Origin of the sequence: Paeniglutamicibacter antarcticus (assembly GCF_039544305.1) — a bacterium.
Lineage (GTDB): Bacteria > Actinomycetota > Actinomycetes > Actinomycetales > Micrococcaceae > Paeniglutamicibacter > Paeniglutamicibacter antarcticus_C.
Genome location: NZ_BAABLK010000091.1, coordinates 35,278 through 54,113, shown reverse-complemented (window position 1 = coordinate 54,113; position 18,836 = coordinate 35,278). Strand labels below are relative to the sequence as shown.

Sequence of the window (18,836 nt, the reverse complement as noted above, 5' to 3'; positions counted from 1 at the left end):
TCCTGGGTGCGTTCCTAGATCGAACGCATGACCGATACGACCTTGCCCATCACCGTGGCGGAATCGCCCAGGATCGGTTCGTAGCGGGAGTTCTGAGGCAAGAGCCATGTATGGCCGTCCCGCTGCCGGAAAGTCTTTACTGTGGCCTCGTCATCGAGAAGTGCCGCGACGATGTCTCCGTTGATTGCTGTAGGTTGGCGCCTGACAACCACCCAGTCGCCATCGCAAATGGCGGCGTCAATCATCGAATCTCCGCTGACTTTGAGCATAAAAAGTTCTCCGTGTCCCACCAACTGGCGCGGGAGGGCGAAAACGTCTTCCACAGCCTGGTCGGCGAGGATTGGTCCACCGGCGGCGATGCGCCCTACCAATGGCACCATCGCGGTGTCCGCAGAGGTTGTCAGCTCGGAGACGTTCATTCCGTTCGCTGCCTTGAGCTCCGTACCGCCCTCTACCAACTGCAGCTTTGATTCTCCCTTGAGCTGGAGCGGAAGCAGGATCTCCATGGCGCGGGGCCGACGTGGATCGCGGCGGATATAGCCGAGCTTCTCGAGTTGGCTGAGCTGGTGGGTCACGCTCGAAAGGCTCGCGAGCCCAACGGCATCCCCGATTTCCCGCATCGACGGCGGGTAGCCATTGGTACTTACGGAACGTTGGATGGTCTCGAGGACCTTTTTCTGGCGAATCGTCAGACTCTTCGCGTCGCGTCGAGGGGTTCGTTCTTCGGTCGTCATTGTCAGTGCCTCATCCCGATCATCGCGGGGTGCCCGCGCGTGCCGCAAATTGTAGGTGTGTGTTGATGTAGTAAATACATCGCTTCACGACTCCAAGCTTAGTAGATAAAGACACTACTTTCAAAGATTTGTTCGAACATATATGGACACGTGTCGTCGAAAGGTGCTAGAAATAACCTACGCACTACGAACATATCTTCGAAAGATTTGTACTAATAACAGTCTCCTGTTCGAGTCTGGGCCACATGCCCTCGTCGAACAAGTGAATTCAGAGGAAAGGCAAAGACATGGCAAGCACTGCTCTCTCGGCCCCGCTCCACCTAATTACGTCCCCCGACTACATCCCTGCTCCGCGTTCAGCACAGGGAAACGAATCCGACCTCGCTCCTTTGCGACTTACCCGCCGCGGCAAGTTCGTGATTATTGGACTACCAATCTTTCTTATCAGCGTCGTGGCATTGATGCTCCTGGGCGTATTCCTGTCACCCGCGAATGCCTCGGACGTGAACCCGGTTGGCGTTGACGCCTTAAGCGTCACCGTCATCGAGGGGGACACCCTCTGGGGATTGGCTCGTGAATTTGCCCCGCAGCTCGAACCCCGCGATGCCGTGCAGCAGATCGGTGATCTGAACAACCTCAACAGCTCGGTACTGCAGCCGGGAGCGGAACTCTTCGTTCCCATCGGAAGCTGAAGATTGTTAACCCAAAGGGTGCGGAACTACGCTGCACCTCCGCATTGCTAACGGATTATGACCCTTGGTGCCGGCGCTGATTCTTGGAGGGCGGGAAGCCACCGTAGACTTGAGCGGTGAATGAACGGCTAAATCGCCTGGCAAATCTGCCCCTGCGAGAGAATCTCCAAGGTCTCAAACCCTACGGTGCACCACAAATTGACGTACCCATCCAGCTGAACGTCAATGAAAACACTCATCCGCTTCCCGCCGAGGTCCATCGGGCGATTGTGGAAGAAGTCTCTGCAGCGGCCGTTGGCCTGAATCGTTACCCCGACCGTGAGTTCACCGAACTACGCGAGCGACTGGCCGCTTACCTTGGCCACGGACTGGAAGCGGACAATGTCTGGGCGGCCAACGGCTCCAACGAGGTCCTCCAGCAAATACTGCAGGCCTTCGGAGGTCCAGGACGCACCGTCATGGGATTCCCTCCCACTTACTCCATGTATCCGCTGCTGGCTTCCGGAACCGACACCACCTACGTGGCCGGGGTTCGCACCGAGTGCTACGGGCTTTCCGCAGCCGACGCCGCGGTCCAGGTACGCGAGACTGCGCCGAACATCGTCATGCTGTGCTCACCGAACAACCCAACCGGCACTGCGCTGGGTCTGGATGTCGTTGAGGCCGTCTACGAAGCCGGGGAAGCAAGCCACGCGATCGTGATCGTGGACGAGGCCTACGCGGAATTCGCCCATACGGGAACGGCCTCGGCGCTCTCGCTGCTGCCGGGGCGTGAGCGGCTGATAGTTTCGCGCACCATGTCCAAGGCCTTTGCCTTGGCCGGTGCCCGCCTGGGCTACCTTGCCGCAGCGCCTGAAGTCACCGACGCCATTCGGCTGGTCCGCCTGCCGTACCACCTCTCGGCGATCACCCAGGCAACAGCGAACGCCGCGTTGAAACACGTCGATGCACTGCTGGCCAACGTCGAGGCAATCAAGGTCCAACGTGACCGTATCGTCAACGAACTGACCCGCATGGGGCTGGAGCCAGCTTCCAGCGACTCCAATTTCGTCTTCTTCGGCGGACTTGCGAACCCCAAGGCCATTTGGGAAGGCCTGTTGGAAGCGGGGGTCATCATCCGCGATGTAGGGATTCCGGGCCACCTGCGGGTCACCGCTGGCACCGAGGCCGAGACCACCGCGTTCCTGGTTCGTCTCGAGGAACTGCTCCATCAGGGTCCTCACACGCTCTAGGGCTAAACTTGACACAGTGGCGCTAACCGCCGGCACGGAGGATTCCACCTCCAGAACCCGGGACCCATCGCAGTCACTGTCCGCCATCCCCACTCTCAACGCCTGATCCAAAGGAATGTGCATGTCTGCCGAACTACTCACGGGTCGTCGCGCTCGCCTCGAACGCGTCACCAGCGAGTCCTCCGTCTTTGTCGAACTCGATCTGGACGGCACCGGCCGCTCCGAAATCAGCACCAGCGTCCCGTTCTACGACCACATGCTGACCGCGCTGTCGAAGCACTCGCTGATCGACCTCACCGTGCGTGCTACCGGCGACGTCCACATCGACGCCCACCACACCGTCGAAGACGTAGCCATCACCATTGGCGAGGTGCTGCGCACAGCACTGGGCAACAAAGCCGGGATCCGCCGCTTCGGCGAAGCCACCGTCCCGCTGGACGAAGCGCTGGCCAACGCCGTCGTTGATATCTCCGGCCGGCCCTACCTGGTGCACGGCGGGGAACCCGCAGGTCAGGAGTACCACCTCATCGGCGGACACTTCACCGGTTCGCTGACCCGCCACATCTTTGAATCGCTGACTCTTCACGCACAGATCTGCCTGCACATGACAGTGATCGCCGGCCGCGACCCGCACCACATCGTCGAGGCCCAGTTCAAGGCCCTTGCCCGGGCGTTGCGCCAGGCAGTGGAACCGGACCCGCGCATCGGCGATGCCATTCCTTCCACCAAGGGCGCGCTGTAGATGGCAGCGAAGACCGTCACGGTCCTGGACTACGGATCGGGCAATGTCCGATCCGCGGTCAGAGCCCTCGAAGCCGCCGGTGCACAGGTAAAGCTCTCGGCCAAGCCCGAGGACATCGCCGAATGCGACGGGCTCTTTGTTCCCGGGGTGGGCGCGTTCGCCGCGGTCATGCAGGCGCTCAAGGACGTCGGGGCGATACGTTGGATCGGACGCCGAATCGCTGGGGGCCGACCGGTCCTCGGTGTTTGTGTCGGACACCAGGTCTTTTTCGATGAAGGAGTGGAACACGGGATACGCACCCCGGGACTGGGCGAATGGCCTGGCACCGTGGAGTTGCTCAAGGCCCCTGTCATCCCGCATATGGGGTGGAACACCGTCACACCGCCCGAAGGAAGCAAGCTTTTTGCCGGGATCGAGAACGAACGCTTCTACTTCGTGCATTCCTACGCCGTACAGGAATGGAACTTCGAGGTCGCCCAACCGAAGATGACCCCGCCACAGGTCACTTGGGCCGAGCACGGGGTCCCTTTCATCGCGGGCATCGAAAACGGTCCGCTGTGCGCCCTGCAGTTCCACCCGGAGAAGTCCGGGGATGCGGGTGCTCGCTTGCTGCGCAACTGGTTGGAGACCCTCTAGATCATGTGGTCAGTCATTCTCATGGGCGTCGCCGGTATCCTGGGCGGCGGGGCGCTGTCCATGCGCCAGCAACGCGCACACATCTCCTGGATCATCACCGCATGGGCGCTAGCAGGTGTGGCGCTCTTCGGAGCCTACGTCCTCACGCTTTAACCACAGGCCGGCGGGCATGTTTTGCTGCCCAGCCGAGCGCCGACACAGAACCTAAGGATCGATCATGACAGAGAACAAAAACAGCATCCTGGAATTGCTGCCCGCCGTTGATGTGGCCGACGGCGAAGCCGTGCGCCTGGTCCAGGGCGAGGCCGGAAGCGAAACCGGATACGGAGATCCGCTCGAGGCGGCCCTGTCGTGGCAGAACGCCGGTGCCGAATGGGTGCACCTGGTTGACCTCGATGCTGCCTTTGGCCGTGGCCACAACACCGAGATCCTCGGACGCATCGCCAAGGAACTGAGCATCAAGGTTGAGCTCTCCGGCGGCATCCGCGACGATGAATCCCTCGAGCGCGCCCTCGAGTTCGGGGCGACCCGAGTGAACCTGGGGACCGCAGCCCTGGAAAACCCCGAGTGGACCGCCCGTGCCATCGCCCGTCACGGGGACAAGATCGCAGTGGGCCTCGACGTGCGCGGCACCACGCTCTCTGGCCGCGGCTGGACCAAGGAAGGCGGGGACATCTGGGAAGTCCTGGCGCGGCTCGAAGAGGCCGGCTGCGCGCGCTACGTGGTCACGGACGTGACCAAGGACGGAACACTGCGCGGACCCAACGTCGAACTGCTGGCCGAGATGTGCAAGCGCACCTCCAAGCCAGTGATCGCATCCGGCGGAATCTCAAGCCTTGAGGACCTGCGCGTCTTGCGTGAACTGGTCCCCAACGGCGTCGAGGGTGCAATCGTTGGCAAGGCCCTGTACGCAGGAAAGTTCACCATGGGCGAAGCCCTTGATGTTGCAGGCCGTCGATAAGACGAAGACCAACTGCCTCCCGGGCAGCCAATAGTCACCAAGACTTCAGGCAGGACCGCACCGCGACCCTGCCTGAAGTCTTGCTTCCGTTCTGCAAGATGCCCAAGAACGATGTTCCGGGCCACGGGCCACGGGCCCAGGAGCAGCCAACCGCGAACGAAGCGCACCTAGGGCGAGCTTAGCCACACTAGGTAATTTACCCGATCCCCGGGGTACTCCCCGGGACACATGGGGCCGGACACCGGCAATGCCCGCCGGGGGATCGGCCCGCGGACTTGGCGCGAGATAGCATGAACACATGAGCGCGAATTCTCCTTCTTCCCCCCTTAACCAGGAATCCGAACGACACCTGCCCGGACATATCGCCGCGGCCCTTTCACGCGCCGGCGGCAGAACTGATTCCGCGGGCCAAAGCTGGGACGGACGGGACCTTAGCGGTGAAGGCAACCCGTTGCACAACTTCGACAACGACGACGGGCTGATCGACGCGAAACTCGAATCCGCCCTCGAAGCCCTGAAATCGGGTACGGGCAGCGAACAGCTGGTCCAGGCAGCACTGGCCGAAACACGCGTCTACATCGCAGTGGTTGCCCAATTGGCCGAAGGCGGCCTGGGTGAACACGGCGTCACCGAGGACAAGGAAGCAGACATGTCGCTGGTGACGCTCACCGCACCGGACGGACGGACCGCCTTGCCCATCTTCAGCAGCGTGGACAACCTGCAGGCCTGGCACTCCGAGGCCAGGCCAGTGGCCGTATACGCGCCGCGCGCCGCGCTTTCCGCCGTCAGCGAGGAAGCAGATCTGTTGGTGCTGGACCCGGGCGCCGACTTCACTTTTGTTTTGCGCCGACCGGGCCTGTGGGCACTGGCCCAGCAACGCGAATGGATCCCCAGCTACCTCAACGAGGACCTTGCCGCCGTGGTGGCCGAGCAGGCGTTGAGCGAGGACGCTCTAGCCTCGATCCATATGGAACCCGGCCACGGGGTGGCCACGCGCACGGCCGAGGGCACCGCCGTGCTCGGCGGGGGCCCGGGCCCGGAACTGCGTCTCGAGTTCACCTTCGCCCTTGGCATCGAGGAAGCCGAGGCCCGCGAATGCGTCGCCCGGATCCATGCCAAGCTCTCCGCCATCGAAGAATTCGTGCAAAACGTCGACTCGCTCGAGGTCGCGCTGAAGTCCAATCCTGAATCCGGTTCCGGCATGCCCTCATGAAGTTCGGTCGCTATGGCCAACTTCTGAAGCAACGCGGGGTAGCGCCCCTGCTGCTGATCGGCATGGTGGCCCGGCTTCCGCACTCCGCGGTCGGAATGCTCCTGCTGCTTCACCTGGTCAACGACCTGGGCCAAGACTGGGGTTCGGCAGGACTTGTTGTCGCCTTGATGACCATCGGCATCGCGCTGGGTGCTCCTTGGCGTGGGCACATCGTGGACATCTACGGCCTTCGCCGTGCGTTGATCCCCTCGGTCATCGCCGAGGCGGTGGTATGGAGCATTGTCCCGCAGGTGTCCTTCACCTGGATTTTGCCCCTGGTGTTCCTTGGAGGGCTTTTCTCGGTTCCCGTCTTCTCCGTGGTGCGTACCTCCCTGGGAGTGATGACCACGGGGGACAACCGGCGATCGGCGTTCGCGCTGGATGCGATGGCCACCGAATTGGTCTTCATCGTCGGGCCCGCAAGTGCAGGCATCGTTGCCACTTCATTGGACACCACCATCGGCATGATCGGGATCGCGGCGGCCGCCTCGCTGAGCGGGCTGGCACTGATGATCCTGAATCCACCCACGCGCTCGGACCAGCCCGGGGCCGTAGCGCAGAAGCCGAATCCCCATGAGGAGCGCCTTGGCGCCGAGGCCTCGCTGATTGCCGCGAGTCCAGGAGGCCTGGCCAGTGTCGAGGGCGAACTGATCCTTGCCGGCGCCAAGTCGACGCGGGCGCGGATCGCGGCGCACGGGGAGGACTTCCGGGACAAGTTCGGCTGGATCAGTGCCTCGGTCATTGCCGTGTTCATCGCCTCATCGGGCGCAGGCCTGGTGCTCTCGGGAACGGAGGTCGGGATCCTTTCGCTGCTTGAGGAGCACCAGTCCGAGGGACAGCTTGGCATCGTGTTCCTTTTTTGGTGCGGGGCCTCACTGCTTGGGGGACTGGTTTACGGCAGCCTGAGCCGGCGTGTTTCACCCATCGTGTTGTTGCTGGCCATGGCGGTGCTGACCATCCCGATGGCCTTTGCCACGGACACCTGGTCCTTGGCGCTGCTTTCGATCCCCTCCGGGATGCTCTGCGCCCCGGTGCTCTCCGCTGCCTCGGAGTGGCTGACGGACTTGGTGGCGGAGAAGCGACGGGGAGAGGCCATGGGATGGTACGGTTCGGCGCTGACCGGCGGCACCGCGTTGGGTTCCCCGATTACCGGCGCCACAGTGGACGGGTTCGGTGCCAACGCCGGATTCATCACGGTCGGCGTGATCGGCGCCGTCATTTGTGCCGTGGCCCTGGGCGCCCAGCAGCTCCGTCGCCGGCGGGCCCGTGGGCGAGCGCGCAGCCGTGTGCGCACGCTTCTTGCCGAGGACTGATCACGAGGGCAAAGGTCCGCGAATGCAGTAATGCCCCACCGGTGGCGGGGCATTACTGTTTCTGGCTATGTGATTTCTCTCGGCCGCGACCGGCCTTTGGCGTTGCGCTCTCCGGTGGAAACCGCGGGTGCTAGTTCACCGGCCCCGTGAGCTTTTCGCCCGGGCCCTTGCCCGGCTCGTCCGGGTAGGCCGAGGCCTCGCGGAAAGCCAGCTGCAGCGAGCGCAAGCCATCGCGCAACGGGCCAGCGTGCTGTGAACCGATTTCCGGGGCAGCTGAGGTGACCAAGCCGGCCAAAGCGGTAATAAGCTTGCGCGCCTCGTCAAGGTCCTTGAGTTCCTCGGCGTCCGGGCCCTCGGCCAGACCGCATTTGACTGCGGCGGCGCTCATGAGGTGCACGGCGGCGGTGGTGATGATTTCAACGGCGGCCACTTCGGCTATGTCGCGAATTTCGTTGGTGGCGTTGTTGGAGTCCGGATTGGTTTCAGGGGTGCTCATACTGCTAAGCTTTCCATAGACCGACTGAATCCGTGTATTTGGCCGTGACGTCCGAAAGGGTGAAGCGACCAGGCATGCATGGGATCAGTACGCAAGTGGAGGCCACTCCCACCCGCAGCAGCCGATTCAGGCGGCCGGGTAGATTCGGCGCCAAACTTTCCCGCGGGATTGGTTGGCTAGATGATACTTCATCAATCGAGTTTGTGGCCTTCGCCTGCACCAGCAGCCGAGGGCCTTTCCTTTTGTTGCGGGGGCCTGAAACTACGAACTACTCAGGAGCAACTAATCAGCGATCCACGCATTAATGATCGAATCCGCGTCCCAGAGGTGCGGCTTGTCGGCCCTGCCGGTGAACAGGTTGGCATTGTCCGTATTGAGGATGCTCTTCGTCTTGCCGTCGAGTCCGACCTTGATCTCGTGGAGGTGGCGCCTACCGCGAAACCTCCCGTTTGCAAGTTGATGGACTTCGGGAAGTACAAGTACGAGGCTGCCGTCAAGGCTCGCGAAACTCGCAAGAACCAGACCAACACGATCCTGAAGGAAGTTCGCTTCCGTCTGAAGATCGACACGCACGACTACGAGACCAAGGTCGGGCACGCCCTTCGCTTCCTCGGAGCCGGTGACAAGGTCAAGGCCATGATCCAGTTCCGCGGCCGTGAACAGCAGCGTCCCGAAATGGGCATTCGCCTGCTGAACAAGTTTGCCGAGGCGGTTGCCGAAGTCGGCGCGGTGGAGTCAAGTCCCCGCATCGATGGCCGCAACATGGTCATGGTTGTCGGCCCGCTGAAGAACAAGGCGGAGGCCAAGGCCGAAGCCCGCCGCGTGGAACAGCGCGATGCGGACAAGGCCAAGGCAGCCAACCCCAAGGCGAAGATCGATACCTCCGAGCCCCAGGGCGAGGTAGGCGGCTCCGTCGCCGATGTCATCGAATCCGACATCATGGAAAAGCTTGCCAAGGTGCGTGCGGAAGCAGCAGCCGAAGAGGCCGCCGCAGCAGCAGCACCCAAGGTAGTCCCTCCAGTGGCCAAGGCCCCCGTCAAGGCAGCACCGGCCCGCGAGGCTCCGAGCCGACCTGCAGTTGCCAAGGCGCCCGTGCGTCCGGCAGCCAGCAAGCCGGCAACGACCCCGGCTCCGGCCGCCAAGCCGGTCGTTGCAGCCAAGCCGGTTCCAGCACCCAAGCCGATGGCGATTCCGAAGCCAACGGCCATGGCACCAAAACCAGCGGGCAAGCCGGGCCCCAAGCCCGCAACCCGCGCAGCCAAGCCCGGGACGACCAAGTAAGGTCCCCCCGAGCAGGGCACGCTCGCAAGAGCAACACCAGAACCACGGATTCCCCCAAACGCGGGAGTTCGCAAGAACCCCCGGCCCGACAGGTCCCCGGGAGCAAGTAAGGAGAACGGCGGATATGCCGAAGTTCAAGACCCATAGTGGCGCCAAGAAGCGCTTCAAGCTCACTGGTAGCGGCAAGATCATGCGCCAGCAGGCCAACCGCCGTCACTACCTGGAGCACAAGTCCTCACGACTTACCCGTCGCCTGGCTTCTGACCAGATGGTCGCCAAGGCGGACGTCAAGACCATCAAGCGGATGCTCGGTCTCTAACACCAGTCCGTCCTGGAAACCCGCGCTCGGGCTTCCGACCACATAAAGATTTTCGCCAGCCCGCCATGTTGCGGCTAGGCGAGACAGAAACAAAGGAGTACACACGTGGCACGTGTGAAGCGGGCAGTCAACGCCCATAAGAAGCGTCGCGTCATTCTTGAACGCGCCAAGGGCTACCGCGGTCAGCGCTCGCGCTTGTACCGCAAGGCCAAGGAGCAGCTGCTCCACTCGTACGTCTACAGCTACGGTGACCGCCGCAAGCGCAAGGGCAACTTCCGTCGCCTGTGGATCCAGCGCATCAACGCTGCAGCCAGGGCCAACGGCATGACCTACAACCGCCTGATCCAGGGCCTGAAGGCTGCCTCTGTCGAGGTTGACCGCCGCATGCTGGCGGAGCTGGCCATTTCGGATGCCAACGCATTCGTCGCGCTGGTTGCCGTTGCCAAGAACGCACTGCCTGCTGACGTCAACGCCCCGAAGGCCGCTGCCGCGGCCCCGGTTGCTCCTGCCGCCAAGAAGGCTCCGGCCAAGAAGGCTGCCGCTCCGGCCGCCGAGAAGACCGAAGTCGAAGGCGCCGTCAAGGCCGTTGAAGGCGAAGACGCTCCTGAGGGCTTCATCATCAAGGGGAACGCCAAGGCCAACAAGTATCACGTACCGGGTTCGACCTGGTACGACCAGACAGTCGCCGAGTTCTGGTTCAACAGCATTGAATCAGCAAAGGCTGCCGGCTTTGAGCCTGCAGGTGGCGAATCTCGCCAGCAGATCAAGGACGCCTAGTCCTTGAGCTTCTAAGCTCTTGACCAAAGGGACGGAATCCATCGTGATTCCGTCCCTTTGGTGTATCCCCGGTAAAGTCGGTTCCATGAACCAAGCCGGGTATAGCGAAGAAACCATGACCAACGTGCGTGCCGAGAAGGTCCGTGAGGTTGCCCGCCTGGCCACCCGCACCGGGCGCGCCCGGAGCGGGGAATTTTTGGCCGAGGGGCCCCAATCCGTACGCGAGGCGATGGCCTTGCATCTGCACAACGCCGGGCACGGCGGCCAGCCGGTCGTGCGTGCGCTCTACGCGACGGAGGAATGCCTTGACCGTTACCCGGAATTCGAGGAAATGGCCGCCAAGGCCAGCGGCGTGCGAACCCGGCTGGTCAGTGCCGAGGTCTTGTCCGCGATGGCCGACACCGTCACCCCGCAGGGCATCGTGGCCACCTGCCTGATCCCGGAAACGAGCCTCGAGGCTGTGGCCGGGCTTAATCCACGCCTCGTGGCGGTGTTGTGCCGTGTCCAGGACCCGGGAAACGCCGGGACTATCCTGCGGGCGGCAGCAGCAGCCGGTGCAGACGCAGTGGTGTTCACCTCCGGCAGCGTCGATATCTACAACCCCAAGGCGGTGCGCTCAACGGTCGGTTCGATTTTCCACCTGCCTGTCATCACCAATGCCGACTTCGGCCATACGATCACCACCCTCAAAGCCCAGGGTTGCACGGTCCTGGCCGCCGACGGCTATGGCGCCGCGGACCTCGATGTGCTCCAAGACGACAGCGCCGCACGCCGCAACGAAAACCAAGACAAGGCCATGCTGGAGGAGCCCCGGTTGGAATCTCCCACGGTGTGGCTCTTTGGCAATGAAGGCCAAGGTCTTGAAGAAGCCGAAATGGCCCGTGCAGACCATCGGGTGGCGGTACCGCTGTACGGGAAGGTCGAATCGCTGAATGTGGGCACCGCCGCGACGGTGTGCCTTTATGCCTCGGCGCGCGCGCAACGCCGGAACTGTACCTAGTACACCGGCCTCGGACGCTGTGAAAGCCCCTGCCATAGGATTGGGGAAATATTATTCGAATACCATCCACGTGCGCCACGGCGGGCACTATATTCTTAATGCGCGGCATATCGTGCCCGCTTCGCCCATAACCTACGACAGAAGGCAGAATCAGACATGGCATCATCCGGCGGTACGAAAGCCGTGGTCGCCGCACTGGCAGCCAACCTGACCATTGCAGTGTTCAAGTTTGTGGCCTGGGCCGTGACTGCGTCATCTTCCATGCTCGCCGAGGCAATCCACTCGGTGGCCGACTCCGGCAACCAGATTCTGCTGCTCGTCGGGGGGAAGAAAGCGCGCCGTGAAGCCGACGTGGAGCACCCCTTTGGCTATGGCCGCGAACGCTACGTCTATTCATTCATCGTTTCGATCGTACTCTTTAGCGTCGGTGGCCTCTTTGCGCTGTTCGAGGCGTGGCAGAAGTTCAAGGATCCACACGGTATCGAAGGAAAGTGGTGGTGGGTACCGCTGGCGGTGCTGGGCGGTGCGATCATTGCCGAGAGTTTCTCGTTCCGCACGGCCATCAAGGAGTCGAACCTGGTGCGCGGGAAGCAGACGTGGGCCAAATTCATTCGCACCGCCAAGGCCCCCGAACTTCCGGTGATCCTGCTCGAAGACCTTGGTGCGCTCGTCGGCCTGGTTCTGGCACTGTGCGGAGTCAGCCTCACGCTGGTGACAGGAAACGGCGTATTCGATGCGGCCGGCACCGCTTGCATCGGCTTGTTGCTGGTGGTCATCGCGATCGTGCTGGCACTGGAAACCAAATCGTTGTTGCTTGGTGAATCGGCAACGGTGGAACATGTCAACCTGATTTCGGCCGCAATCTCGGCACAGGGCGCCAACGTCATCCACCTCAAGACCCTGCACCTGGGCCCCGAAGAGATCCTTGTCGCCGCCAAGGTGTCGGTGCCGGTGAATGCCAGCGGTGGGCAGATCGCCGCGGCCATCGACGGGGCGGAATCACGCATACGTGCCGCGGTGCCGCTCAAATGCGTCATCTACATCGAACCCGACATCCTGGAGGCGACCGAAACGAAAAACCAGACCAGTGTTGAGCAAGGATAGTTCCATGGCCTACAAGCAAATCGTCGCAGCAGCGATCCTGGACTCGCTCGAGGCCCCGCGCAAACTCCTGGCCGCGCGGCGCACATCACCGCCGGCACTGGCCGGGTTATGGGAATTCCCCGGTGGAAAGCTTGAGGCGGGGGAGATCTGCGAGGCCGGCGTCAGACGCGAACTGGCCGAGGAACTCGGCATCGAGGTCGCTCTTGGAAGCGAGGTCTTCGGGCCGGTGCCCCAAGGCTGGATACTGGACGAGAACGCGGCGATGCGTGTCTGGTTTGCCGAGATCACAGCAGGTACCCCCGCGACGCTCGAGGACCACGACCAATTGGCTTGGGTGGATTTAGACACCGAGGCCCTGGAAGCCCTGGACTGGATCCCTGCGGACCTCCCGATCGTGCAAGCAGTCCTCGCCTACACCACGGCCGGAGCAACCCGATGATCCTGCTGACCGGCTTCGAGCCCTTCGGTGATCGCGGGTTCAATCCCTCATTCGCGATTGCCCAACAAGCCGCCGCAATCCTGGTTGAACAGGGAATTGAAGCAAAGGCCGCACAGCTTCCGTGCGTGTTCGCCACTGCGCCGGCGCAGCTTGACGCATTGCTGGAGCGCTACAGCCCCAGCGTCGTGATCGGCCTGGGCTTGGCCGCCGGAAGAGCCACGATGGCTCTGGAAAAGGTGGCCATCAACCACATCGATGCCCGCATCGTGGATAACTCAGGGGCCCAACCGATCGATGTACCGGTGTGCCAGGACGGACCGAACGCCTACTTTTCCACGCTTCCGCTCAAGGCTGCCGTGCAGGTGCTGCGTGAATCGGGCGATGAACGTGCAGCCATCGACGTAAATATTTCCTACACGGCGGGCAGTTTCGTGTGCAACCAGATGTTCTATTGGCTGATGCACAGGTTGGAATCGACACCCGGGGTCCGTGGTGGATTCATCCACGTCCCGTGGATGGATGAGACCGACCAAGGCTTGGGGCAAATGGCACAGGCCGTGGCCACCGTGGGGCTGTTGGCCTCGAGCGACGTGGCCGAACCGCTGATCAGCGCCGGTACGGAGTACTAGCCGGTCCCTGCATCGGGTTCTTGGGCATCGGCAACCAGCTCCCATTGCACTTCAAGTGCCACGGCCAGCTCGCGGCTGCCGGCAACGACCGGCATCGATTTAGCGGCCATGGGTGATGCCGTGACCCGTTTGAAATGAGGTGGGGGAGCCTCGGGGGATTCGCGGATCCGCAGCGGGGCACCGAGCCGGACACCTGCCAGCAATGCCAGGTGTCCGGCCTTGGCCAGTGCATCGGCGAAGGCCAACTCCCGGGCCTTTTCCAAGGCAAGAGAAGGATCGGTGAGATCGGCACACAGGGAATCTATCCGCAGGGAATCGCCGCCGGCATCGACTGCTGCCAACAAGACCAAGCCCACGGCATCCACCGCCAAGCCAGTGGCCGCCAGGGTGGTATGGGCGTCATACCCGATCATTACCGATTCGTCGGTGCGCCAGTTGGTCCGGGGTGCAAGGGTGATTCCAGTGGTGGCCAAGGAGGCATTCGGGGCAACTTCGAGGATTGCGGCGATGACTTCGCGCGCCGAGGCCGAGGCGCATGCCAATGATTCGGCACCTTGTTCATGATGGGCGTGGACGGTGAGGGAAATGCCCATGGCATCTGGGATAGCCGAAGTGGCTGCGGCCCCTGTGACCGTGATCGTGGGTGTCGGGTTCATGCGGTGCCTCCTGCAAATGGCGGGGGAGAAGAGCGCCGCGGGATCCGGCCAAGGACCCTGCGCGATCCGGCTAGAAGCACAGGCATTAGCGGCCGGCTGGGAAATTCGCAATAGCCGCCTGTCTGAAGGCCTGCGGCACGTTCAAAGGGATTCATGGATGCGGAATCAGAGGTCCGCAGCCATGAGTAGCCTGCCGCCACGAGATACAGCGGGAGGAAGGGCAGTCCCAGGAACAAGGCGTATTGGGTGGCGTGGGTTTCCTCATGGGCCAGCAACCCGGCGGGCGAATCCGGTCCGCTTAGCCGGGCCCGCAGGAAGACGACGTTTCCTACGGTGAAGGCCCCGGCCTTGGGCCACGGGAGCGGGTAGTTTCGTGCCAAGAGGATTCCCCGGTGTCCGCGCACCATGCGACACCGGCTGACAGTCGCGAGCCCCAACCCGGCGAGCGTGCTGAGATTGAGCCAATTTACCGCTTCGCGTGTGCATGCCCACGTGTCCATGGTCCCCCAGTGTAGTGCCCGGCCCCTGGGGAGCCTTGGCGATCCCGGGCGCAGGGTGTTGTGGCAATTCTTGGGGCGGGCATCGCAACCACTACAGTTGACTGTTGAACCGGGAGCATCCTTGCCGAACAATGCCCCGTATGTGGAGGAGAATTCATGAAGAAGATCGTATCCGTCATTGGTGTCATGCTGGCATTGGTGTTGAGCCTGACAGGTTGCATGAAGGTGGATGTGGATCTGCTGGTCTCAAGCCCGGAAAAAGCATCACTGGACATGGTGATGGCCTTTGATCAGAAGCTCATCGGTGATGCAAGCGTCGACGAGATGCTGGGCCAGATGGGCACCTCCGAGGCAGAGCTTTTCAAGAGCTTCCCCGCCGATGCCACGAAAGCTCCCTACGACAAGGATGGCTTCAAGGGCTATACCTTCAGCGTGAAGGACAAATCGCTGACTGAAATGAGCGATATCTCCGGCGAGCTTGGCCCGAAGCTGGACATCGAGTTCCGCGACGGACTGTACTACTTCTCGGCCCAGGGGCTAGCCGGTGCCGATCCCGCGACACTCTCAGAGTCAACGATGACCATCACCTTCCCCGGTGAGGTCACCTCCGCCAGCGCCGGCGCGGAGATCGACGGAAACACCGTCAGCTTCGACATGCGCGCTGCCAGCGGTGACATGACCGCAGTGGCCAAGGAAAAGGACAACACCTCGTTGTACCTGTCCCTCGGATTTGGTGTGCTCGCCATATTGGGTGCCGTCGTTGCCGTGGTCATGATGCGCCGCCCCGAGGAAACCTCGCAGGCACACGCTTAGGTCTTCGTCGAGCTCGACCAAGCGGTTCGGCCGCACAAAGCTAAGGGACCGACCGGTCCCGGAAATTTCCGGAACCGGTCGGTCCCTTAGCTTCGTGCCTGGGGAACGTCGTTCGACGCTACGGGGTCTTTGCCAGGAAGCCTGCAAGAATCGGGCCGGCTGTCTGCGCACCGCCACTGCCGTCGCCCACGAAGACCGCGACAGCAAGGTCACCGCGGGCGGCAATGACCCACGCGTGCGCGTTGCGTTCGGAGTCGTATTCAGCCGTTCCGCTCTTGCCGATGATCTTGGGATCCGAAGGTTGCTTGAGGTCCTTCAAGGTGCCGTGGTCAACGACTTCGGCCATCATCCCGGCCAACGCCTTGGCTTCGGCCGCGCTTAAAGGGATCTTGGGCGCGGGCGCCGGATCGGCACCGTCCACGAGGTACGGGGACACCGTGGCCGCGTTCTGGACCGAGGCAGCAACCGTGGCCATGCCCAGTGCCGAGGCCTCGACGGTGCCTTGGCCAATGCCGCCGGCCGCCAGGGCCGTCCCCGTCGACTTATCCGGTACCGACCCCAGGAAGGCGTCGGCTCCCGTGGAAGGGCTCGGGTTCAGCCCCAGGGAGGCTGCTGCCTCAGCGAGGGCCGGCGCCTTGACCTTGGTGGCACCTTCGAGGAAGACGGTGTTGCAGGATTGCGCCAGGGCCTCGGAGAGCGGGATCTTTCCCAAAGCACTTGAGGGGTAGCCGTCGTAGTTCTTGAAGCTCTTGCCGTCCACCGTCATGGTGGCCGGGCAATCGACGGTGGAGTCCGGGGTCTGGCCCGAGCGCAGCATGGCCAGGGCGGTGATCACCTTGAACGTGGAACCTGGGGCGTACTTGCCCAGCAGCGCTGTGTTTTGCGCGTTGCTGCTCGGCCCGCTGGCTGCGGCAAGGATCGCCCCGTCGGAGGGCCGCACCGCAACCAAGGCGCTGTCGCTGTCCGAGTCTTCGATCAGGGACTCGGCCAGCTCTTGGGTATCTGCGTCCAAGGAGGTCTTCAGGTCCTTGCCGTCAACCGCTTTACGGGAGACCAAGTCCGAGACCGCTTGCTTGTCCTTGTCGTAGATGCCGATGCTGTAGCCCTTGGTTCCGGCGAGCTGGTCCTGGTAGGTCTTTTGCAGGCCGGAGAGCCCTACCTGGTCCCCGGGACCGATGCCGCCCTTGGAATCGGCCAGGATTTCGGCAGTTGCCTCGCCAACGGTTCCCAGCACCGCCCGGGCAAAGGTGCGGCTGGGTGCCAACGGCAAAGAATCCGGTTTGGCCAGCACACCGTGGATGTTTTGGAGCTGGGCATCGGTGACGGTGCGGTCGTTGTCATCGCGTAGCGTCAGGGCCACGACGAAGGCGCTTGCTCCGCCGGCAGCGACCCGCGAGGCATAGGCCTTAGCATCGATGTCCAGCAGCTTCGCCAGCTTCTTGGCAGAAGACTCCCACTGTCCCTCCTCAAGGGAATGCTTGTCGATCCCGATGCGCAGTACGGATCGGTCGGTCATCAGTGTCTGGTCCTTGTCGCCAAGGATGTCCCCGCGCTTGGCGATGGAAGCCTTCTTGCCCACATATTGACCGGCCTCAAGACCGGGAACCGCGATGGAGGGGGAGTATCGGGCCATCCACGTCTTGGAATCCTTGTCGAATTCCAGCGTTGCGGTGGTCTGGTAGCTCCAGTCCTGATCGGAGGAATCGATGTCCCACACCGTGGTGTAGGTGGCCGTTGCGGTCTTGGGATCCTTCGATCCCTCGTCCTCGCCGACCGAATCCAGCACGACGGTGTGATCGAGGGACTCCAGGGACTTCAGCGCGTCGGCCAGTTCCGCATTCGCGGTGCTGGCATCGGTCCCGGCGAGCGGAACAGCGGAAAAGTCCATGGACTGAAGGGAAGCCGCCAAGGACTCGGCGGTGGATTCAGGGGAGGGAGGTGTTGAGCAGGCGGCCAGTGAGCCGACCATCAACAGGGCTGCGGCAGGCAGGGCAAGGAACCGTTTGGGTCGAGACATGGGTTCAACTATTGCCTAAGCCCCTAGTGACTGTCCACAAGTGACATGCGGTAACGCATTGCGGGCGGCGATTCAAGGCTCACCGGGCGAAGCACCTAGAATAGGTGGGAAGAACAAGCTGCACAATCAACAGTGAAAAGGGCCGTAGAACCCCATGTCTGAATCCACCCATCCGGAAGTGGCCGTAGCGAACGACCAACCACCGGTCGTCCCGCACCCCACCGACGGCCCCGGCATCGACGCCGTGGTGCAAGCGGCGCTTGCCGCATTTGCCGCAGCAAGCAACCTGGATGCGCTCAAGGCCGCGCGCCTGGGGCACACCGGGGAAAAGTCTCCGCTGGCGCTGGCCAACCGCGAAATCGGCCGCCTCGACAAGAGCGAAAAGGCCACCGCCGGCAAGCTCATGGGTGCTTCCCGCGGCCGGGTCAACAAGGCCCTCGCCGAACGCACCACGGTGCTCGAGGCGGAGAACGCCGCCCGTATCCTGGCCGAGGAAACCGTTGACGTCACCGCCGCGCCGCGCCGACGCCGCGCTGGCGCACGCCACCCGCTGTCCACCTTGCAGGACCGCGTCTCGGACATCTTCGTGGGGATGGGCTGGGAAATCGCCGAGGGCCCGGAGATCGAATCCGAGTGGTTCAACTTCGATGCGCTGAACTTTGCCCCGGACCACCCGGCCCGCGAAATGCAGGACACTTTCTTCATTGAGCCCGTGGACTCGCACCTGCTGCTGCGCACCCACACCTCCCCGGTGCAGGTGCGTTCTATGCTCGAGCGCGAACTGCCGATCTACGTGCTGTGCCCGGGACGGGTCTACCGCACCGACGAGCTCGATGCCACCCACACCCCGGTCTTCCACCAGTTCGAGGGCCTGGCCATCGACAAGGACCTGACCATGGCGGATCTGCGCGGCACCCTTGAACACTTCGCCCGTCAGATGTTCGGCGAAGACGCCTCCATCCGCCTGCGCCCCAACTTCTTCCCGTTCACCGAGCCCTCGGCGGAACTGGACATCTGGCACCCTGGCGCCAAGGGCGGACCGCGTTGGATCGAATGGGGCGGCTGCGGCATGGTCAACCCCAACGTGCTGCGCGCAGCTGGCATCGACCCGGAGCAATACTCCGGTTTTGCCTTCGGCATGGGCGTGGAGCGGACCCTGATGTTCCGCAACGAGGTCCCGGACATGCACGACATGATCGAGGGCGACATCCGCTTCAGCGAACACTTCGGGATGGAGATCTAA

General features: G+C 62.8%; 22 protein-coding genes. 17 read left to right on the top strand and 5 right to left on the bottom strand.

Translation table 11 applies throughout. The annotated features are described in order from the left end of the window. Positions 1–14 precede the first annotated feature (14 nt). Positions 15–734 (bottom strand): transcriptional repressor LexA, encoded by a 720-nt coding sequence (gene lexA / locus ABEA12_RS17130; RefSeq protein WP_210101330.1) that lies wholly within the window; start codon positions 732–734, stop codon positions 15–17. A 287-nt stretch (positions 735–1,021) separates the two neighbouring features. On the opposite strand from lexA, the gene ABEA12_RS17125 reads away from it, so the two are divergent. The 8 genes from ABEA12_RS17125 to ABEA12_RS17090 all read left to right on the top strand — a co-directional run bounded on the left by ABEA12_RS17125 (position 1,022) and on the right by ABEA12_RS17090 (position 7,562). Continuing rightward, positions 1,022–1,426 carry a LysM peptidoglycan-binding domain-containing protein gene (locus ABEA12_RS17125; RefSeq protein ID WP_210101329.1) on the top strand — a complete coding sequence of 135 codons (405 nt, stop codon included), beginning with the start codon at positions 1,022–1,024 and terminating at the stop codon, positions 1,424–1,426. A gap of 116 nt (positions 1,427–1,542) precedes the next feature. Beyond that, positions 1,543–2,658, top strand: a complete 1,116-nt coding sequence (locus ABEA12_RS17120; protein ID WP_210101328.1) for a histidinol-phosphate transaminase — start codon at positions 1,543–1,545, stop codon at positions 2,656–2,658. Between the two features lie 121 nt (positions 2,659–2,779). Next, entirely contained in the window at positions 2,780–3,400 is a 621-nt protein-coding gene (hisB, locus tag ABEA12_RS17115) for an imidazoleglycerol-phosphate dehydratase HisB (RefSeq protein ID WP_210101327.1), read from the top strand. Next, positions 3,401–4,036, top strand: a complete 636-nt coding sequence (gene hisH / locus ABEA12_RS17110; RefSeq protein ID WP_210101326.1) for an imidazole glycerol phosphate synthase subunit HisH — start codon at positions 3,401–3,403, stop codon at positions 4,034–4,036. Between the two features lie 3 nt (positions 4,037–4,039). Then, complete coding sequence (locus tag ABEA12_RS17105; protein WP_210101325.1) at positions 4,040–4,189, top strand: hypothetical protein; 150 nt, start codon at positions 4,040–4,042, stop codon at positions 4,187–4,189. A 64-nt stretch (positions 4,190–4,253) separates the two neighbouring features. After that, a complete protein-coding gene (priA, locus tag ABEA12_RS17100) occupies positions 4,254–4,997 on the top strand; it encodes a bifunctional 1-(5-phosphoribosyl)-5-((5-phosphoribosylamino)methylideneamino)imidazole-4-carboxamide isomerase/phosphoribosylanthranilate isomerase PriA (protein WP_210101324.1) in 744 nt (247 codons plus the stop codon). Between the two features lie 298 nt (positions 4,998–5,295). Further along, the gene (locus ABEA12_RS17095; protein WP_210101323.1) at positions 5,296–6,210 is read left to right on the top strand and encodes an SseB family protein; all 915 of its coding nucleotides are present in this window, start codon (positions 5,296–5,298) and stop codon (positions 6,208–6,210) included. Beyond that, positions 6,207–7,562, top strand: coding sequence for an MFS transporter (locus tag ABEA12_RS17090; protein ID WP_210101322.1), 1,356 nt, complete (start codon positions 6,207–6,209; stop codon positions 7,560–7,562). Before ABEA12_RS17095 ends, ABEA12_RS17090 begins: the two co-directional genes overlap by 4 nt. A gap of 130 nt (positions 7,563–7,692) precedes the next feature. Here ABEA12_RS17090 and ABEA12_RS17085 read toward each other — a convergent pair whose 3' ends face one another. Then, positions 7,693–8,058 (bottom strand): DUF1844 domain-containing protein, encoded by a 366-nt coding sequence (locus ABEA12_RS17085; protein WP_210101321.1) that lies wholly within the window; start codon positions 8,056–8,058, stop codon positions 7,693–7,695. A gap of 327 nt (positions 8,059–8,385) precedes the next feature. Here ABEA12_RS17085 and infC point away from each other — a divergent pair, with 327 nt between their 5' ends. The 7 genes from infC to ABEA12_RS17050 all read left to right on the top strand — a co-directional run bounded on the left by infC (position 8,386) and on the right by ABEA12_RS17050 (position 13,607). Continuing rightward, entirely contained in the window at positions 8,386–9,339 is a 954-nt protein-coding gene (infC, locus tag ABEA12_RS17080; RefSeq protein ID WP_425571799.1) for a translation initiation factor IF-3, read from the top strand. Between the two features lie 124 nt (positions 9,340–9,463). Beyond that, entirely contained in the window at positions 9,464–9,658 is a 195-nt protein-coding gene (gene rpmI, locus ABEA12_RS17075) for a 50S ribosomal protein L35 (RefSeq protein ID WP_210101319.1), read from the top strand. A gap of 105 nt (positions 9,659–9,763) precedes the next feature. Next, a complete protein-coding gene (rplT, locus tag ABEA12_RS17070; protein ID WP_210101318.1) occupies positions 9,764–10,435 on the top strand; it encodes a 50S ribosomal protein L20, sunset domain variant in 672 nt (223 codons plus the stop codon). A gap of 85 nt (positions 10,436–10,520) precedes the next feature. Beyond that, complete coding sequence (locus ABEA12_RS17065) at positions 10,521–11,435, top strand: TrmH family RNA methyltransferase (RefSeq protein WP_210101317.1); 915 nt, start codon at positions 10,521–10,523, stop codon at positions 11,433–11,435. A 156-nt stretch (positions 11,436–11,591) separates the two neighbouring features. Further along, a complete protein-coding gene (locus tag ABEA12_RS17060; protein WP_210101316.1) occupies positions 11,592–12,539 on the top strand; it encodes a cation diffusion facilitator family transporter in 948 nt (315 codons plus the stop codon). A 4-nt stretch (positions 12,540–12,543) separates the two neighbouring features. Continuing rightward, positions 12,544–12,978, top strand: coding sequence for a (deoxy)nucleoside triphosphate pyrophosphohydrolase (locus tag ABEA12_RS17055; protein ID WP_210101315.1), 435 nt, complete (start codon positions 12,544–12,546; stop codon positions 12,976–12,978). Next, the gene (locus tag ABEA12_RS17050) at positions 12,975–13,607 is read left to right on the top strand and encodes a pyroglutamyl-peptidase I (RefSeq protein WP_210101314.1); all 633 of its coding nucleotides are present in this window, start codon (positions 12,975–12,977) and stop codon (positions 13,605–13,607) included. The genes ABEA12_RS17055 and ABEA12_RS17050 overlap by 4 nt, the downstream gene beginning before the upstream one ends. Here ABEA12_RS17050 and ABEA12_RS17045 read toward each other — a convergent pair. After that, positions 13,604–14,263: an SIMPL domain-containing protein gene (locus tag ABEA12_RS17045; protein WP_210101313.1), complete on the bottom strand. Its 660-nt coding sequence runs from the start codon at positions 14,261–14,263 to the stop codon at positions 13,604–13,606. The two genes, ABEA12_RS17050 and ABEA12_RS17045, sit on opposite strands and share 4 nt — an antisense overlap. Next, positions 14,260–14,670, bottom strand: coding sequence for an eCIS core domain-containing protein (locus ABEA12_RS17040; RefSeq protein ID WP_345469053.1), 411 nt, complete (start codon positions 14,668–14,670; stop codon positions 14,260–14,262). The genes ABEA12_RS17045 and ABEA12_RS17040 overlap by 4 nt, the downstream gene beginning before the upstream one ends. 249 nt (positions 14,671–14,919) lie before the next feature. Between ABEA12_RS17040 and ABEA12_RS17035 the strand changes: the two genes are divergently transcribed. Further along, positions 14,920–15,576: an LppM family (lipo)protein gene (locus ABEA12_RS17035; protein ID WP_210101311.1), complete on the top strand. Its 657-nt coding sequence runs from the start codon at positions 14,920–14,922 to the stop codon at positions 15,574–15,576. A 118-nt stretch (positions 15,577–15,694) separates the two neighbouring features. Here ABEA12_RS17035 and ABEA12_RS17030 read toward each other — a convergent pair whose 3' ends face one another. Beyond that, positions 15,695–17,593 (bottom strand): penicillin-binding transpeptidase domain-containing protein, encoded by a 1,899-nt coding sequence (locus tag ABEA12_RS17030; RefSeq protein ID WP_210101310.1) that lies wholly within the window; start codon positions 17,591–17,593, stop codon positions 15,695–15,697. Positions 17,594–17,747: 154 nt separating this feature from the next. Between ABEA12_RS17030 and pheS the strand changes: the two genes are divergently transcribed. Next, positions 17,748–18,836 (top strand): phenylalanine--tRNA ligase subunit alpha, encoded by a 1,089-nt coding sequence (gene pheS / locus ABEA12_RS17025; RefSeq protein WP_210101309.1) that lies wholly within the window; start codon positions 17,748–17,750, stop codon positions 18,834–18,836.

Bases quoted from the DNA above. Each gene is read 5' to 3' on its own strand.
- lexA (WP_210101330.1), bottom strand. From the start codon at position 734: ATGACGACCGAAGAACGAACCCCTCGACGCGACGCGAAGAGTCTGACG.
- ABEA12_RS17125 (WP_210101329.1), top strand. From the start codon at position 1,022: ATGGCAAGCACTGCTCTCTCGGCCCCGCTCCACCTAATTACGTCCCCC.
- hisB (WP_210101327.1), top strand. From the start codon at position 2,780: ATGTCTGCCGAACTACTCACGGGTCGTCGCGCTCGCCTCGAACGCGTC.
- hisH (WP_210101326.1), top strand. From the start codon at position 3,401: ATGGCAGCGAAGACCGTCACGGTCCTGGACTACGGATCGGGCAATGTC.
- ABEA12_RS17105 (WP_210101325.1), top strand. From the start codon at position 4,040: ATGTGGTCAGTCATTCTCATGGGCGTCGCCGGTATCCTGGGCGGCGGG.
- priA (WP_210101324.1), top strand. From the start codon at position 4,254: ATGACAGAGAACAAAAACAGCATCCTGGAATTGCTGCCCGCCGTTGAT.
- ABEA12_RS17095 (WP_210101323.1), top strand. From the start codon at position 5,296: ATGAGCGCGAATTCTCCTTCTTCCCCCCTTAACCAGGAATCCGAACGA.
- ABEA12_RS17090 (WP_210101322.1), top strand. From the start codon at position 6,207: ATGAAGTTCGGTCGCTATGGCCAACTTCTGAAGCAACGCGGGGTAGCG.
- ABEA12_RS17085 (WP_210101321.1), bottom strand. From the start codon at position 8,058: ATGAGCACCCCTGAAACCAATCCGGACTCCAACAACGCCACCAACGAA.
- rpmI (WP_210101319.1), top strand. From the start codon at position 9,464: ATGCCGAAGTTCAAGACCCATAGTGGCGCCAAGAAGCGCTTCAAGCTC.
- ABEA12_RS17065 (WP_210101317.1), top strand. From the start codon at position 10,521: ATGAACCAAGCCGGGTATAGCGAAGAAACCATGACCAACGTGCGTGCC.
- ABEA12_RS17060 (WP_210101316.1), top strand. From the start codon at position 11,592: ATGGCATCATCCGGCGGTACGAAAGCCGTGGTCGCCGCACTGGCAGCC.
- ABEA12_RS17055 (WP_210101315.1), top strand. From the start codon at position 12,544: ATGGCCTACAAGCAAATCGTCGCAGCAGCGATCCTGGACTCGCTCGAG.
- ABEA12_RS17050 (WP_210101314.1), top strand. From the start codon at position 12,975: ATGATCCTGCTGACCGGCTTCGAGCCCTTCGGTGATCGCGGGTTCAAT.
- ABEA12_RS17045 (WP_210101313.1), bottom strand. From the start codon at position 14,263: ATGAACCCGACACCCACGATCACGGTCACAGGGGCCGCAGCCACTTCG.
- ABEA12_RS17040 (WP_345469053.1), bottom strand. From the start codon at position 14,670: ATGGTGCGCGGACACCGGGGAATCCTCTTGGCACGAAACTACCCGCTC.
- ABEA12_RS17035 (WP_210101311.1), top strand. From the start codon at position 14,920: ATGAAGAAGATCGTATCCGTCATTGGTGTCATGCTGGCATTGGTGTTG.
- ABEA12_RS17030 (WP_210101310.1), bottom strand. From the start codon at position 17,593: ATGTCTCGACCCAAACGGTTCCTTGCCCTGCCTGCCGCAGCCCTGTTG.
- pheS (WP_210101309.1), top strand. From the start codon at position 17,748: ATGTCTGAATCCACCCATCCGGAAGTGGCCGTAGCGAACGACCAACCA.